Origin of the sequence: Mesorhizobium sp. M1217, from assembly GCF_040318275.1 — a bacterium.
Classification (GTDB): Bacteria; Pseudomonadota; Alphaproteobacteria; order Rhizobiales; family Rhizobiaceae; genus Mesorhizobium.
In genome coordinates this window covers 57531-72189 of record NZ_JAMYMA010000004.1, presented here as the reverse complement: position 1 = coordinate 72189, position 14659 = coordinate 57531, and the positions used below count along the sequence as shown (strand labels likewise).

Below are 14659 nucleotides of genomic sequence, written 5' to 3'. Positions count from 1 at the left end.
GTCACGCCAACGAAAGTGCGCAAGCGTGGCATGATCTCTTACAAGACAAGAAAGAGGCTGATCCCGCTGTTTTACGTGGCACCAGCCACGTTTTTGTTTTGCCTGCTCATGCTGTTTCCCATGATCACGGTCCTGCGCTATTCGCTGATGGACGGCGCGATCATGAAAAAGGACGCTGCTTTCGTAGGGTTGCGGAACTACGTGACGATCTTCGCAGATCCGGTTTTCTGGCAGTCGGTCGGGCAGACCCTCTATTTCACGGTGATGAGCGTCATTTTCCATCTTCTGATCGGCTTGGCCTTCGCGCTCTTGCTCAACACGCAACGGGTCCATCCGGCGGTTAGAAGCATTCTGCGTGTTCTCTACATCTTGCCCTGGCTTTTTACGGCGGTGATCATCGCGATCATCTGGCGGCTGATTCTGGATCCCAACGGCGTGGTCAACAGCATCCTGATGGCGCTCCATATCGTCAACTTCAAGGTCGAGTGGTTCTCTTCGACGAAAACCGCGCTCCATGCGTTGACGTTTGCGAACATCTGGGCGGGATACCCGCTTTACATGGTCAGCTTGCTCGCCGGTCTGCAGGGCATCCCCAAGGACCTTTACGAGGCCGCAGGCATCGATGGGGCCAATGAGTTCCAAAAGTTCCGGTACATCACGATTCCGCAGCTGATGCCGATCATCATCAGCATCGCCTTGCTGGATTTCATCTGGACGATGCAGGTCTTCCCGCTGGTCTGGATGACAACGGGCGGTGGCCCGATCCATGCGACCGAGGTGCTAAGCACATATACCTATAAGCTTGCGTTTTCGAGTTACGAATTTTCACAAGCCTCGGCGAGCGCGATCTTCATCCTGATCATCTCGATGGGCGCGACTTACTTCTACATCAAACACCAGAAGGCCAGGTGACCGGCAATGGCAAAGCGCTCTTCTTTCAAAAACACCGTATTGCCCACCGTACTGACATATCTGGGGCTCGCGGCAGGTCTGGTCTTTGCAGGTTTTCCCATCGTGTGGATGTTTTTCACTTCGTTGAAATCGAACACCGAGATCTTTGCCCTACCGCCGAGGCTGCTGCCCGACCATTTCACCAACGTAGCCTACCTTTCGATCTTCAATGATCCGGTCAAGGTGCGCTTCTTTCTCAACAGCTATCTCGTCGCGGGAGTGGTAACGCTTCTGACGCTGCTGGTCGCCGTTCTTACGGCCTATGGCTTCAGCCGCTATTCATTCCGTTTTAAGAATACGCTCAACGTCTTTATCATCAGCACACAGACCGTCCCGCCAATCACACTTCTCATTCCCTATTTCGGCATGGTCGTCGCCTTCGGTATTTTCAACACCTACTTCGCGCTGATTCTAACCTACATGGTATTCACCTTGCCTTACGCAATTCTGCTGATGACGGGCTACCTCAATACCCTGCCAAGGGAACTCGATGAGGCGGTGTTGGTCGATGGGGGGTCAAGTTGGACAGCGCTGTGGCGTGTGGTTATCCCTCTTTCAGTGCCTGGCATCGTAGCGACTGCGGTCTATACGTTTCTATTGGCGTGGAATGAGTTCCTCTTTGCGCTCACTTTGACGAAGTCCACAGACATGCGGACCGTTCCAATCGGTATCGAGTTGCTAATGGGCCAACATGCGTTCGAATGGAACGAGATGATGGCGATGAGCGTGCTGGGATCGCTCCCGCTTCTGATCCTGTATCTGATTGCACAGCGTTATTTCCTCGCGGGCTTGGCCGCCGGGTCGGTGAAGATCTGAGCGGCTGGACTCCCAGTTCGCCGCTCTCGTCATCCCGTTGAGGGATTGGCCGGAATGGTGTTGCTGAACACAAACACGCCCAATGTCCGGCTACCCGGTTCGAACGTGATCGTCCATTCCTGCCAGCAGGGAAGCAATCAACGCTGGGATCATACTGGCGGCCAACTTAGGAGTCGTGCTTCCGGCCTATGCTTGACCGCGCATGACGGCGCACAGTTCACTATGGAAAGCTGCACTCCCGGCACGCGCAATCAGATTTGGCACCTGCCTCTCCTGCCTGCCGCACCTAGATGATTGTGGCACGGGACAAACAGAATTCGATTCCTCGCAGCAGCCTCTAACAGACGCGACAGCGCAGTGCGAAAGACCACCGCGGAAAACTTAGGAAAGAAGCTGTACGGATTGTCCCTGCGCCGAAAGCAGTTTGGCGGCCTTCCGGTCAAACGAGACGAAAGTCTCCCCGCCAAGCCAGCCGCCGTCAAAAGCGATCACGCCGTCCGCGAAATCGCCGCCGGCATCGAGGACTGACAGCCCTGCCTCAACTGCCGGCCGGTTGACGACAACATTCGCGGTGTTCAGCAACGCCCGGATCGCCGCGGCAATATTTTCGCGCTCTGTCTGGTATTGCCTGGCCAGAACCCAGGCGAACTCGCACAAGGCCTGCAAGCTCACGGCCACGATGTCCGCTTTGGCCAGCAGGTCGACGGCAACGGCCGCCTGCCCCTCATCATCGGCGACATAGGCGCGCAGCAGCACATTCGTGTCGGCCGTAACCCTCATTCCTTGCCGGACCCGGCCGCGGCGCCCGCTTCCGCTATCGCCTCGTTGATCTCCTCGATGCTGAGCACCTGGCCGTTCGTCTTGCCTCTGAGGAAGCCGTGGAGGTCCCGGAATGACCCTTTCGCCCGTGCCGCCTTCAATTCCGCCCGACCGTCGGGCAGCAGATCAAGCTCGATCTTCTCGCCCGGCTTGATGCCCAGATGTTGCAGCACGTCCTTGCGGAACGTCACCTGTCCCCTTGTCGTCACTGTCAACGTTGTCATATTAAACATTTCCTGTTCATCGCAATAAGATAATGCAAATCTGCATTATTATCAATGCAGATCGTCGGGGCCAAGCTTGGCGTCCATGCGGCGACAGAATCGCATTCCTGCCGTTTAGAAAGCCGCCAGGGACTGTGGATTCGCTCTCGCCCCCTAGTTCGGCAGATTCGTTGATTTCCCAACGTCGAGTGGATCACGAACGGTCGCTTCGAGTATCTCGAGATAGCTTTTTCGACGTTGCGGCCGGTCTGGACCGCTGCCCTCCATCTGCTCTGCGATCTTCTTCAGATTTTCCGCCGCCGGCCAGAAACGACCATCACCTTGGCGAATTCGCTCATAGCGGACAAACAGGGCAGGTCAGCCACGATTGGCGGATCCAAGGGGCTCGCGCACTTCCGTGCTAATGGACATCTTGCAACCGATGCCGACCGGTTGCCCAAGAAAGCGCTTCTTCGAGCCGGTCGTCTCCCCAAAAAGTTTCGCCATTTACCACGAACGCAGGCGAACCGAAAATTCCGTATTCGCGCGCCGCATCGGTTTCCATCTTGAGCCGCTCGTGGGCGGCGGGTGCGTTGGCCTGAGCGATCACCGCATCCACGTCTTTGCCGAGTGGCCGAAGCACGTGTTCAAGGTGGCCTCTGTCGCCGAGGGCCACGCCCTCCAAATACCAAGCCTTGAAGCTCTCGATTGTATAGTCCTCACACCAGCCGCCTTCCGCGGCGACCATAGCAACCCTGTTGGCCAGAAGGTCGGGGTCGGTTGGCCAGATGGGTGCATTTACGAAGGGTAGCGCGTGAGTTCGCGCCCTGCGCTGCACGTCACGCCACATGTATTTGACCTTGGCGGTCTGCGAGCGAAGCGCAATGTTGTTTTCCGCCATGACGGTGCGGACATTGAATGGACGCCATCTGACGGTAATGCCAGCGTCCCTCGCCAAAGGGCCGATACGCATGACGGAGAGGTATGCATAACCACTCCCAAGGAAATAGAAAAATTCGAGTTGCCTCATCCGCTGTCTCCTCGACACTGTCTGGAGCCCGGGCGTTCACGCGATCGTCGACGCCACCACTACGCTGCCAGCTGCCCTTACCAAGACTTCACGCGTCGCCTCCCAGTTTCCTGGTCGTCATGGCGCATCGAAGGCATCCTGCCCAAACATCAGGGTAATTGCTGAGTTCCTGTATTGCGCAAGCGAGATCCCTGTCTTCGCTCTGTGAAAAGGCTTGCCGAATTGCTTCCCAACCACGCAACGTTACAGTGGAAGAGACGATCCACCTGGCATCTTCCGCCTAGGCTGAAGCACAAGCTGCTGCCTTGAACCGATTCACGAGCTGCAAGGTATTCTCTCGTGATTGGGCAAAGTCTAAGCTAAAGCCAACTATGGCCTCCTGCCTCCCGACGCACACTATCGCCCAACGTTGGAGCGTAGGCAATATTGTATTAGCGTCAACTTGAATACCGCCATCGTCGCTCCCGGCTCACCCTGGCGCGGCGAATAGGCATTGGTGAGGTGGTGGCGATCACCGCGGCACAGGGCGCGGGCCTATCCGCGTCTCAGCCGCAGCTCGCGCGTGACTCCCGGCGGCGAAATTCGAACTCCGGACCCCTAGAGTCGAAGTTACTAGTGTCAAAATAGTTGTTTTAGATGAATTACTTAATCAAAATGTCGTTTTCGAAAGCCTTGGAAATCCAAGATCATCGGATCGCCTAGAGTAGAGGCTTCGTCTCGCGCACTTCCTGGTTCTGTCCGCGATCGATCCAGCCGTTGGCGATTGAGCAGCATGGAATCGCCGAATTCATGCGTGCGATATCGGTGCTCGGCGAAGGCTGCGGAGGCCTTGGCGAGCAGAGCATCGTCGGCAAAGGCTCGCAGGAGCTCGAAATGGCTTTCGCCAGGCTGGTGGACGCCTGTTAGAATCGCATCGACCACGCGAAGTGGCGTGCCCAGCGCGATACGCCCTGTCGCAATGCCATTTCCGGCACGCACATTGCCGTCGGGGTTGGCAGCTGCCTCAAGCGCGCGCACCACGCTCGTGCCGATTGCGATGATGCGGCTTCCGCGGAGCTTCGCCCGCGCGACCTGCGCCGCCGTGCGCTCGGGAATGCGGTACGGCTCGTCGAGAGGGAGGCGCAAGTCGAGAGCGGGGTCCCCGGTGGAAGACACGCCCGCGGCATGCGTGAGTGTTGCGAAGCCCACGTCTCGCCGACGCCAGGCCTGGAGCGTGCGCCAGTCGAGTGCGAAGCCTGCCGATGGCGCCTCGAACGCCACCGGCCCGGCGGCAATCTTCGTCCAGACATTCCAAAGTGCCAACGGTTCGCGAACATGCGCATATTGGATCGGCCGGCCGTGCTGCGCCAGTCCTGCAAGCACCGCTGCGCGGTTGCCTGGGAAGCGCAACTCGAGAAGGCGAGGATGGTCGAGAAGGCACTCAATGACGGCTTCAAGCCGGCCGAGCCGGAGGTGATCGCCTGGTGATATCGGGGGCGGAGGCAGCCGATTTTCCGTGCGCATGCGGTGATCGCCCGCGCCGAAGGCAATCGCCAGGAAGTTGGTTGGGTCGGGAAATGTCAGCCAGCCTGCCAGGCGGATCTCGATCGCCTCGTCGCTGGGAAGGTGCGTGCCGCGCAAGCTGGCAGGCAAGGTCGCGGCGTCATTGGCGATGACCAGATCGCCGGCATCGAACAGTATCGCGAGTTCAGTGCGCGGCAGGTCGCGCGTCGCGCCGTCCGCCTCCACGACGAGCAGCCTGGCGGCGCGCCGATCCGGACGGTCGGCGGCAATCATCCGCGTGTCTCGGCGAGAAGTGTTGCGCCGGCCGGCAACGTATCGAGCATCTTTTCGATGATCTCGGCAGCAGCCAGCTCGGGACGCTTCAATGTCGACGGATCGGCGTCAGGAAGCGCCAGCGCGTGCAGCGGGGTGTCCATATCGCCGGGGTCGAGCGCGAGGTGCCGGATGCCGTCGGCCTTCGCCTCCTCGTCCCAAATCGCCGTCAGGTGAGCAAGAGCGGCCTTGCTCGCACCATACGCGCCCCAGCCGGGATAAGCGTTCACCGCCGCGTCGCTGGAGATGTTGATCACCAGCGCGCCACGGTCCTCGCGCGCGGACGCGGCAAGTGCACCGAACAGTGCTTTCGTCAGCCGGAACGCGCCGACGAGGTTGACCGCTAGCGCTTTTTCCAGCTCCTCGCACTCGGTATCGGCAAGGAGCGCCGGTGGAACGGGCCCGAGGCTCGACGCATTGTTGATCAGAACGTCGAGCCCGCCTAGGCTCGCGGTGACCTGCAACGCGATCGGGTAGATGTCGTCCTTTTTGCCGACGTCGCCGACGATGCCATGTGCGCCCGTCTCGTCAGCGATGCGTTCGACGTTCGCGGCAGTGCGGGCAACGAAGGCGACGAACGCACCCTCTCTGGCAAGCTGCCGGACAAGCGCCAGTCCTAGGCCGGACGTGCCGCCGGTGACTGCTACACGAAGTCCCTGAAGATCAATGTTGGTCAGCATTGACGATACTCCTTCAATCCGTACAACTTATTGGTACAAGCTGAAGTTAACTTGAGGTCAAGCATTCATTCCGTGGATCGATGCCGACCAGACTCACGTATCGCGGCGCACCTTCGCCTTGTCGGCCAGCGGGCTGATCGCATGCGAGCGGGCCGGAACGGGCGCAAGCGCAGCCGCGATCATGCCGAGCCGGATCGCCTTATCGTCTTGACGCCGCGTATTGGCTGTCGATCGAGGCGATCGGCTCCGAGTTCGCCGTGATTATCAGGCCGGTGAAGGAAGCGTGTCGCCGTGCAAGCGCCATCGGGTTGCGGCGGCGGAAACAATTCTCAGCCTCGCCGAACGCCACCAGTACACTACCAATCTGCAGGCGCGGGGCTTGGGAGGCTCGCGATCGGGCCTGGTCGGACTGATGCTGCCCATCCACGACAATCGTTACTTCTCCGCCATGCGCAGACTTTTGACGGACATGTGCGCAGCCGGGGCCAATGCTCGGTCGTGGTCAGTGCCAGCCGCGACCAGGAGAGGAACGGCGGACGCGGAGACGTTTTCTCGATGACGGCGGCTTCTCCGGCTGACCAAGGCCCACCGGCTTCACTCCACCAAAGAAATATGATCATGATCTGGACCGAGACGATCGGCTTCCTCGGAAGCTTCTCCACCGTTCTCACCTACTCAATGAAAGCCATGCTGTGGCTGCACATCACGGCGGTGCTGAGCTGTTTGTGCTTTGCCACCTATGGCGCCCTCATCGGCAACTTACCCTGAGCCTGATGGAACTGGTGCTGCTGCCGATTAATGCCTGGCGCCTGGTCGAACTTCTCCATCAAACTCAGCCGGGCCGGATTCAGGGGGCCCGAAAATGCCAACACCGCATCTCTGGCTGCTGCTCCGGTGGGCGCTTTCCCTCTGGGTGCTCGGCCGGATCTGGCTTGTGATCGCCGCTAGCGACCGCTTTCAGGAAGTAGCAGAGCTCGTCTCAACCGCCGAGACGAGGCGCAAGTTCGCCTAGCGCCTCAACGCCGCATAGTTCCGCCTTTGATGGGCGACAGTGGACCGGCGGTTTTCGGGATGACCATCTTCCATGCCGAACGGCTGTGATGCGACGCATTGCGGAAATCGAGCCCCGTAACTGAGCGGTGGCTTTCAGAACATGATGACCTCTCCGCGAAGTCGAGAGGCCATCGTGATCAGATCTCGGTTCCCTCGGCGATGTGAGCGCGTCCCCGACCTCGACATCCGGATGGCGAACCGTATTCTCGATCTCGGTGTGCCCAAGCAGGATCTGAACCGCCCGGAGGTTGCCTGTTGCCTTATAAGAAGCGGATCGAAACCGGAAGTTCGACGCGAATTCAACGGAGAGCTCGCCGGCTGTTCACGCTGCTCTACGCGCTCAGTCCTAAGACAAGCCGCCAGAGAACTGGCCTTCCAGAAGCGACGCAGCTCAAGGGAACGTCGCCTCGCCGGGCATCTTTGCAACTGCGACGATCACTCTGGCACGCCGGAGATGCCCAGCGCCTCGACATAACGCTCGGCGAACACCTCGTCCAGCCACGGGTTGATCTGTCTCTGCAGGGTGAGCGTGTAGGTCGGGAACGCCTTCATAAGACGCCGCGCCGCCGCCTGCGCCTCGTCCAGCCGGTTGAGTTTGACCAGCGCCATGATCACCACCCGGTGCGAGGAGCCGTAGTTCGGCATCTCGTGCAGCGCGCGTTCTCCCCATGCCAGCGCTTCCTCGTAGCGCTCGAGCATCAGGTAGCTCATCCCGATGCCGGAGAGCGCGATGCCCTTCTCGGGGTCGATCGGGCTCAGCCGCATTGCCCTGTGAAAGTGCTCGATGGCGACGAGCGGGCGGCTGGAATGTGCGTTCACCCAGCCGCTGCCCGTATGGCCCTGCGCCGAATTGGGGTTGAGCAGCAGGGATCGCTCGATCGTGCGCAACGCCATCTCGTAGTCCTTCGCGCTGTAGGCGATCACCTGCGCGGCGAAGCGTAGGCTCGTGGGATCGTCGCGCGCTTCCGCCAGTACCTCTCGCGCCATGCGCGCGGCGACTCGGATATCGTCGGGCTCGTGCCAGCACTGGCTCACGGATAGGCTGCGGATATAGGCGCCGAGTGCCTTCGCCAAGTTGAAGCCAGGGTCGATGCTGAGCGCCTCGTTGGTGAGCCGGCGCACGTCGGCAAAGCCTTCGCGCGTCATGCTGTAGAAGCGCGGCAGCGCGCGAAGGTAGAGGTCGTAGGCGCTGATGTACTCGGTCGGTTTCATGCGCGCCTGCTTGATCTCCTGCAGCCGGATGCTCGGTTCGACCGCACCGACGACGCTCTCGGTCACCTTGTCCTGCAGGTCGAAGATGTCGCTCACATCGCCCTCGAAGCGGTCAGTCCAGACATGGTGCCCACTGATCGCGTCCACCAGCTGCCCGCTGATACGCACCCGCGATCCTGCTCTGCGGATGCTGCCTTCTAGCACGTAGCGGACGCCCAGCTCGCGCCCGACCTGGCGCAGGTCTACCGCCCGGCCCTTGTAGGTGAAGGACGAGTTGCGGGCGATCACGAAGAAGGAGTTCACCCGACTCAATCCCGTGATGATGTCCTCCACCAGCCCGTCGGCGAAGTATTCCTGGTCGGGGTCGCCGCTCATGTTGGTGAAAGGCAGGACCGCGATCGAGGGTTTCTCGGGCAAGGGAGGCGATGCAGCCACCGAGGCGCTGGCGTCGGACTCGACGCGGTAGGCGCGCACGGGCCGCTCGATGTTCTTGAGGCGCAGGTTGCCGAGCGGCCTGAAGCCGCAATCGAGCTTGCCCTGAAGGTGGTCGTACGCGGTGCCGGAGACGACCACGGTGCCGGCATCGGCGATGCTTTCGAGTCGGGCGGCGATGTTGACCCCGTCACCGTAGAGGTCGCCGTCCTCCTCGCAGACCACGTCGCCGAGATTGACACCGATGCGCAAGCGAATCCGCTCTTCCTCGGGCATCTCCGCCTCATGTTCTGCCAGGGCCTGCTGAATCGCCATTGCCGAGGTCACCGCGTTAACGACGCTCGCGAACTCGCACAGCATGCCGTCGCCGGTGAGCTTGACGATCCGACCCTGGTGCACAGAGACCAGCGGTTCGAGGAGGTCCTTGCGGTACATCTTCAGCCGCTCGAGCGTGCCGCGCTCGTCGCGCTCCGTCAGGCGCGAATAGCCGACCACGTCGCAAGCCAGGATCGCTGCGAGGTGGCGCTGCGTGGTCATTGCATCGCTCAGCCAAGCGCCTGCACGCGGGCCGCCCCGTGTCCGTGTCCTGCCAACTTCCAGACGCCCCATGTGCATGGTATCCATCTCTCCGGTCGCCGCCCGCCGCCGATATAGAACGCAGAACGCAGCTCGACCTTGCCTTCACGAGGTTTCGCTATCCCTCTTGCGAGGCGTGGAGCGTTCCAGTCGCCGCGCCCACGCAGCCTCTGGAGACGCTGACACGTCACTCCCAGAAGGCCGGAGATATTTCTTGCCCTGTGTAACCGGTTGACGCCACCGTGGCGGTGCTTTTGTCACGGCGATGTAACAGCGAGATGCCCTGCGAGCGCGCGCATCGGGCATTACACCAGACGTTTGCGCTTAGAGGTGCTGAGGTCGGCAGGTGGTGCGGGCGTGACCTTCAGCATGGTCAGCTGCAATGTCTGCTTTTGGGCGAAAGCAAAATCCGCCTCTGCGGCCGATATTGCATTGAAGCGCAAAACTGCCGTTCACTTCGTGATAGATGTAGGCCGGCTTCAATTCAGAACCGACCTCGGCCAAAGGCTACCTTTGAGCCAAGATGGCCTTAGTTGCATGTGATTGGGCAAACACGCCGACTTCCTCAGTCGGCTATTGTCAAGCCGCTCGGGCTTTCATGTCTTCGCCGCTCACCATTTTGTCACGGCGGAGAAATCGAGCTTGCCTGAGCTGAGGATAGTCACTTTCGCAACGACGCCCACCTCGGCCGGTACCCTCAGGTCCATGGCGCCATGGGCCTTGGCGAAGACCAGGAATTCGGCACGCGTGACGTTGACGGCCTCAGTGACGAGGATCAAAGCAGTCGAATTCGGCATTCCGACACGCATACGTATTGGTGGTCAGGCTCGCTGGCGCACGCCCTGTTCCGCCTCTGTTGGCGCGAGCTAGCCTTTCGAGCCGGCTGGGGCGATTGCGCCTGGAACAATATCCGTGTTCTGAGCCACCTTGATTCGCCATCCCGACTGCCCTTCTTGGACAATCAGAAGCAATATGCCTTTCCTAACCCCGGCCGGGGAGCCGTCCGGAGCAAATGCTCCCGTTAGCGTCCAAGTGCAATGAACAGAAGCAAGCCCCGGAGCCAATTCCACAACCGACGAGATATCGCCTTCTAATCGGCTATCCCGAAACATGGTCTCATGGGTGGCTCGGTGCGCCGCTTCGATCTCGGATCGGTTCTTCCACCAAACACCTACGACGTTAACGAAATTAGCATCGGAAGCGAACAGAGACGCAAACTCATCCATGTCATGCCGGTTCCAAGCGTTCGCAAAAGCGGTAGCGACATGCTCGGGCTTATCAGACGTCACGCTCATGACCCACGTCTCCTGCGTACCTCCGCTAAGCATATAGGAGCCGGGACCGGATGCGACACGGCAAAGGTCAAATTTCAAATTGACGCACTACCGGCAGCGGAGGAATTGCGACATCCAATGTGGGATCCTGTTACGATCCCCTATGGCCATCCGAATAGTGGTTATCCTGGCGCTTCTTTCCGCCTTCGCCTACGGATTCGCAAAACTCGTTGAGCGTTATGGCGGCGTTGGCGATCAGCCTTCTCCATGTGAAGAAGGCTCAACCCTTGATCGCCCAGACCGCAATGCGCCGCCACCTTAAACCTGAGCCTAAGCATTCGAGCGCGCTTGGAATAGGAAGTCGCGTTCGCGCCAATCAAGCGGAACCAAAGTCTGCACGGCAGAAGAGCGAATTGATGGCTATCATCGTGACATGATAGCGTTGCCGCACCTTGCCCGAGGACGGTGTCTTCGCGCCATTCCATGCACATGCCATGCGTCGCAGTGGCGCCACAAATGCTCAGGGCGCCAGTCCGGCCTTCCCCCAAGTGACGATCATGGCGTCAGGCGCCGCAGGCTGATGGATGTTGTCTGGTCGGTCATCTTTGATGAAACCGTACCGGATGAAGACGCCGAAGGGGGGCGGAAGCCGACTAAGAGCCCGCCAATTTCGTCTAAGTTCATGTCCGCCGTTTGCAAGTAAAAATGCGAAAAGACACGACGATGCAAGGACTTAGCTTGCGTTCTTGAGCTTTCGACCTTTTCTCTAGCACGCGGCAGTAGTCCGGAGCAGTGGGTCTGAGTGCCCCTATTCTGCTCCTAGTTTTTGACGTTCGGAGACGACTAGATGGCCAAAATCAAGCTAACCAAATCTGCGGTTGACGCCGCCGCCCCGCAGGACCGCGATTACGCATCCGGCAGGGTGAAGACGGTGCAGGGCGCCGCGATGCCGCGCAGCACGTGTTCGCCCAGCGGCACCAGCGGTGTGGTGATCTCGGCGGCGACCGCGCCCGAGATCAGCACCGAGCGGCCGAGCGGCCGGCATAGCCCCTCCAGCCGGCTGACCAGGTTGACCGCGGGGCCGATGGCGGTGAAATCCAGCCGGTCGACCGCGCCGATATTGCCCCACAGCATCTCGCCGAGATGCAGCGCCGCGCCGAACGGCAGCCGGGGCAGGCCCTGCGCCTGCCGCCCCGCATCGAGATGGGCCATGCCGGCGCGGGCGGCGACGACGGCGCGCAGCGCCGCCTCGCAGGCCTCGGCCGGCGCAGCGGTGACCGGGAAAATCGCCAGCATGCCGTCGCCGATGAATTTCAGCACTTCGCCCCCGAAGGCGTGCACCGCACCGGCGACGCGGTCGAACCAGGCGTCGAGCGCGGCGATCACCGCCGCGGGCTCGGTTGCCTCGGACAGGGCGGTGAAGCCGCGCAGGTCGGCATAGAGCAGCGCGGCGTGAATGGTTTCGCCGGTGCCGCGGCGCAGGGACCCGCCTTGCACCCGGGCGGCACTGCGCCGGCCGAGATAAGCCTCGAGTAGCGCTGTCAGCGCCGCCCGCGCCGCAAGTGCGGCAAGGGGCGCCGCGGCGAAGCGCGCGGCCTGGCGCAGCCGGGCAGCCTCGGCGGGGCCGAACGGCCGGGTTCCGGCCCAGCCCAGCACCGGACTATCCGGCACCCGGCCAACCGGGCCCTCCTGCACCGGGCCGAGCTCCGCCAGCCAGTCGCGCCCTGCCTGGCCGAGCGGACCGCCAGCGAAGCTCAGCGCCTCGATCACCGCCCCGGTCTCCGCCCGCCAAAGCCAGGTGCGGCGGGTGATAATGGGATGCGGAACCGCGAGCGTCAGCGCGCCGCCGGCCAGCGGCAGGCCGTCAGCCAGAAGTCGGCCGCCGAGCTCGGCCAGAAATCGGTCGGGGGCGGCCGAGGCGCCGGCCTCGTCCACCAGCCAGGCGAGAGGCGCGGGCAGATCCATGGCGCGATTATGCGGCCACCGCGCCCGGCCTGTCATCCGCGCCGTGACGATGCGCAGCCGGCCCGCCGATCTATCCTCCCCCCGCCCCCCGGCGCTTGTACGGTCCGATCCTCGATGGCGCCGGGTTCGACCCGCCCTGCGAGCCGGCATCCGCCGTCAAATTGCAACGGGCTCACGGGCGGCGATATCGCGCGCGGAAGGCCGTCACCCCCTGCCCGTGTGGCCGTATTTGGGATCCGGGCCGGGATCACGCCCGGCTGCAACCTCGCCCAGCCTGCCGAGGTAATGAGCCCAGCCCTCCGCATGGCCGGCGCATTGCTCGGCATTCGGCAGGCCGGTGTGGGTCAGGCGCAGCAGCGTTCCGTCCGGCTGCTCGATCAGATCGATCTCGACCAGGCTCGATCCCGGCGGCACCTCATCGCTCTCTTCCCAGCCGAAGCTGTATGCCAGACGGTGCACCGGCACCACCTCCCGGAAGGAGCCGCGAGCGACGCGAGCCCCGGTAACATTGACGAGATAGAGCCCGCCGGGCTGCGGCTCGAACTGCGCCTCTGTTCCCATCCAGCGCAGGATCTTCTCCGGATCGGTCAGGAGGGCAAACAGCGCAGCGGGGGGCGCCGGGATGTGTGTCTCGCGGCGGACGACGAGGGCCTCTTGCATCGGCTTCCTCCATAGTTGCGACAGTTGGAGCAATTGTAAACCAGTTGGCTGCTCGTGCGATAGAATAGGATCGGACATCTACTCTGGAGTGACAAGTGTGGCGAGATTCCGATGGGCACTCGCCGATCACAGCCGCGGCGCATGCGCTCCGCTTCGGGAGGCGTTCGAAAGCGTTGGGTGCCGCATCCGATATCCCGAGGATCGATTCTCAGACATCAGTTGCATCACCGGAGATTGGTTTCGGGCTGACGCCACGCGAGCTGCACGTGCTGCGGCTGGTGGCGACCGGCAGGTCAAATAAGGTGATCGCTCATGAGCTCTGCCTCAGCGGAAAGACCATCGACCGGCACCTCTGCAAATTCGCAGAACCTAAGCGCCAAAACTGGCACGGTGCTCCTACGCGTAGCTGATTCCCGTCAGTGACCGGGGTTGCGGCGCGGAAACAGGCAAGCTGCGGCAGCTTCATGCCCCGTCGTCGCCCTCACGCCACCAGACGCGGAGCAGTTCGTGCAGTCGCGGCGACATCGTGGAGTGGCGGTCCTTGCGGCCCTTGCCCTCCTGGACGCGGCCGAAGTTGATCGGCCGCAACACCAATGCGCCTAGTATGATGATCGGCCAGCGGGCCGCGGACATGATAATCCATCAAGAAGTGCTGCAGTGACGCCCGTCGATCCCGGGCTCCTACGCAACATCCATTTCGGGACCATCTCTCTATTATTCTGCAGGCGGACGCGTGCCGGTTCTCAAAGGACGTGTTGAGCGCGCCAATCAGACACTCCAAGATCGGCTTGTGAAGGCACTGCGCCTGCGCGTCATCAGCACGATCAAAGGAGACCAATGCTTATGCACCTGAGTTCATGGCGGACTTCAACGCTCGCTTTGGCAAGGACGATCCTGCCGGTGGCTTCGGCGAAGCGCCGGGCCGGTGATCTGAACATTCCCCTTTGCGGCGATATCTTCGGCATTCCACGAAACGAACGACGGGAGTTGGATATGAGAACGGAAATGTTGCTCGACGCAAAGGTCTCGCCGAGTCGGCCACAGGGCGAGTGTTCAGGTTCTGAGCAGCAGGCTTGAACTTCTGTACGACAACGAACTCAGCCTGATCATTCTCCCAATTGACTGCCGAAAATGACCGCCTTCTTACAACTAACCGCCAAGCCACATTTGGCA

Annotated in this window: 18 protein-coding genes and 3 pseudogenes; 9 read left to right on the top strand and 12 right to left on the bottom strand. The window is 61.4% G+C overall.

Annotated features, from left to right (window positions below):
• The first annotated feature begins 30 nt into the window (after nt 1-30).
• From NKH37_RS07815 to NKH37_RS07805, 3 genes are read left to right on the top strand one after another with little or no spacing between them, the layout of a single operon-like run.
• Entirely contained in the window at nt 31-912 is an 882-nt protein-coding gene (locus NKH37_RS07815) for a carbohydrate ABC transporter permease (RefSeq protein WP_352591063.1), read from the top strand.
• Between the two features lie 6 nt (nt 913-918).
• The gene (locus NKH37_RS07810) at nt 919-1767 is read left to right on the top strand and encodes a carbohydrate ABC transporter permease (protein WP_353005882.1); all 849 of its coding nucleotides are present in this window, start codon (nt 919-921) and stop codon (nt 1765-1767) included.
• A 54-nt stretch (nt 1768-1821) separates the two neighbouring features.
• Nucleotides 1822-2061: a ricin-type beta-trefoil lectin domain protein gene (locus NKH37_RS07805; RefSeq protein ID WP_352590998.1), complete on the top strand. Its 240-nt coding sequence runs from the start codon at nt 1822-1824 to the stop codon at nt 2059-2061.
• A gap of 87 nt (nt 2062-2148) precedes the next feature.
• Here the strand turns inward: NKH37_RS07805 and NKH37_RS07800 are convergent, their stop codons facing one another.
• The 5 genes from NKH37_RS07800 to NKH37_RS07780 all read right to left on the bottom strand — a co-directional run bounded on the left by NKH37_RS07800 (nt 2149) and on the right by NKH37_RS07780 (nt 6314).
• Complete coding sequence (locus NKH37_RS07800) at nt 2149-2547, bottom strand: type II toxin-antitoxin system VapC family toxin (protein ID WP_352516340.1); 399 nt, start codon at nt 2545-2547, stop codon at nt 2149-2151.
• Nucleotides 2544-2810: an AbrB/MazE/SpoVT family DNA-binding domain-containing protein gene (locus NKH37_RS07795; RefSeq protein WP_031194881.1), complete on the bottom strand. Its 267-nt coding sequence runs from the start codon at nt 2808-2810 to the stop codon at nt 2544-2546. Before NKH37_RS07795 ends, NKH37_RS07800 begins: the two co-directional genes overlap by 4 nt.
• A gap of 400 nt (nt 2811-3210) precedes the next feature.
• Nucleotides 3211-3819, bottom strand: a complete 609-nt coding sequence (locus NKH37_RS07790) for a 2-hydroxychromene-2-carboxylate isomerase (RefSeq protein ID WP_352590996.1) — start codon at nt 3817-3819, stop codon at nt 3211-3213.
• A gap of 645 nt (nt 3820-4464) precedes the next feature.
• Complete coding sequence (locus NKH37_RS07785; protein WP_353005880.1) at nt 4465-5595, bottom strand: S-adenosylmethionine:tRNA ribosyltransferase-isomerase; 1131 nt, start codon at nt 5593-5595, stop codon at nt 4465-4467.
• Complete coding sequence (locus NKH37_RS07780) at nt 5592-6314, bottom strand: SDR family NAD(P)-dependent oxidoreductase (RefSeq protein WP_353005879.1); 723 nt, start codon at nt 6312-6314, stop codon at nt 5592-5594. The genes NKH37_RS07785 and NKH37_RS07780 overlap by 4 nt, the downstream gene beginning before the upstream one ends.
• 307 nt (nt 6315-6621) lie before the next feature.
• Between NKH37_RS07780 and NKH37_RS07775 the strand changes: the two are divergent.
• From NKH37_RS07775 to NKH37_RS07765, 3 genes and pseudogenes are all read left to right on the top strand, one after another.
• Nucleotides 6622-6839: pseudogene (locus tag NKH37_RS07775) on the top strand (LacI family transcriptional regulator); the annotation flags it as partial.
• Nucleotides 6840-6932: 93 nt separating this feature from the next.
• Nucleotides 6933-7082, top strand: coding sequence for a hypothetical protein (locus tag NKH37_RS07770; protein ID WP_353005890.1), 150 nt, complete (start codon nt 6933-6935; stop codon nt 7080-7082).
• A 94-nt stretch (nt 7083-7176) separates the two neighbouring features.
• A complete protein-coding gene (locus NKH37_RS07765; protein ID WP_023721868.1) occupies nt 7177-7326 on the top strand; it encodes a hypothetical protein in 150 nt (49 codons plus the stop codon).
• Nucleotides 7327-7504: 178 nt separating this feature from the next.
• Here NKH37_RS07765 and NKH37_RS34045 read toward each other — a convergent pair.
• From NKH37_RS34045 to NKH37_RS07740, 6 genes and pseudogenes are all read right to left on the bottom strand, one after another.
• Nucleotides 7505-7641, bottom strand: a pseudogene (locus NKH37_RS34045) (integrase); the annotation flags it as partial.
• A gap of 161 nt (nt 7642-7802) precedes the next feature.
• Nucleotides 7803-9548, bottom strand: a complete 1746-nt coding sequence (locus NKH37_RS07760; RefSeq protein ID WP_023721869.1) for an adenylate/guanylate cyclase domain-containing protein — start codon at nt 9546-9548, stop codon at nt 7803-7805.
• Nucleotides 9549-10198: 650 nt separating this feature from the next.
• Nucleotides 10199-10384: a hypothetical protein gene (locus NKH37_RS07755; protein ID WP_352818068.1), complete on the bottom strand. Its 186-nt coding sequence runs from the start codon at nt 10382-10384 to the stop codon at nt 10199-10201.
• Between the two features lie 69 nt (nt 10385-10453).
• Nucleotides 10454-10882, bottom strand: a complete 429-nt coding sequence (locus tag NKH37_RS07750; RefSeq protein ID WP_353005878.1) for an SgcJ/EcaC family oxidoreductase — start codon at nt 10880-10882, stop codon at nt 10454-10456.
• Nucleotides 10883-11767: 885 nt separating this feature from the next.
• On the bottom strand, nt 11768-12826 hold the full coding sequence (locus NKH37_RS07745) for an adenylate/guanylate cyclase domain-containing protein (protein ID WP_353005877.1): 1059 nt from the start codon (nt 12824-12826) through the stop codon (nt 11768-11770).
• 204 nt (nt 12827-13030) lie between these two features.
• Nucleotides 13031-13486, bottom strand: a complete 456-nt coding sequence (locus tag NKH37_RS07740; protein WP_353005876.1) for an SRPBCC family protein — start codon at nt 13484-13486, stop codon at nt 13031-13033.
• 95 nt (nt 13487-13581) lie between these two features.
• On the opposite strand from NKH37_RS07740, the gene NKH37_RS07735 reads away from it, so the two are divergent.
• Nucleotides 13582-13896, top strand: a complete 315-nt coding sequence (locus tag NKH37_RS07735) for a response regulator transcription factor (protein WP_353005875.1) — start codon at nt 13582-13584, stop codon at nt 13894-13896.
• A 52-nt stretch (nt 13897-13948) separates the two neighbouring features.
• On the opposite strand, the gene NKH37_RS07730 is transcribed toward NKH37_RS07735, so the two are convergent.
• Nucleotides 13949-14119 carry a hypothetical protein gene (locus NKH37_RS07730; protein ID WP_023723176.1) on the bottom strand — a complete coding sequence of 57 codons (171 nt, stop codon included), beginning with the start codon at nt 14117-14119 and terminating at the stop codon, nt 13949-13951.
• 103 nt (nt 14120-14222) lie between these two features.
• Between NKH37_RS07730 and NKH37_RS07725 the strand changes: the two are divergent.
• Both NKH37_RS07725 and NKH37_RS07720 read left to right on the top strand, forming a co-directional pair.
• Nucleotides 14223-14373: pseudogene (locus NKH37_RS07725) on the top strand (ISNCY family transposase); the annotation flags it as partial.
• Complete coding sequence (locus tag NKH37_RS07720; RefSeq protein ID WP_198030586.1) at nt 14324-14563, top strand: hypothetical protein; 240 nt, start codon at nt 14324-14326, stop codon at nt 14561-14563. The pseudogene NKH37_RS07725 and the gene NKH37_RS07720, both read left to right, overlap by 50 nt.
• Nucleotides 14564-14659 lie beyond the last annotated feature (96 nt).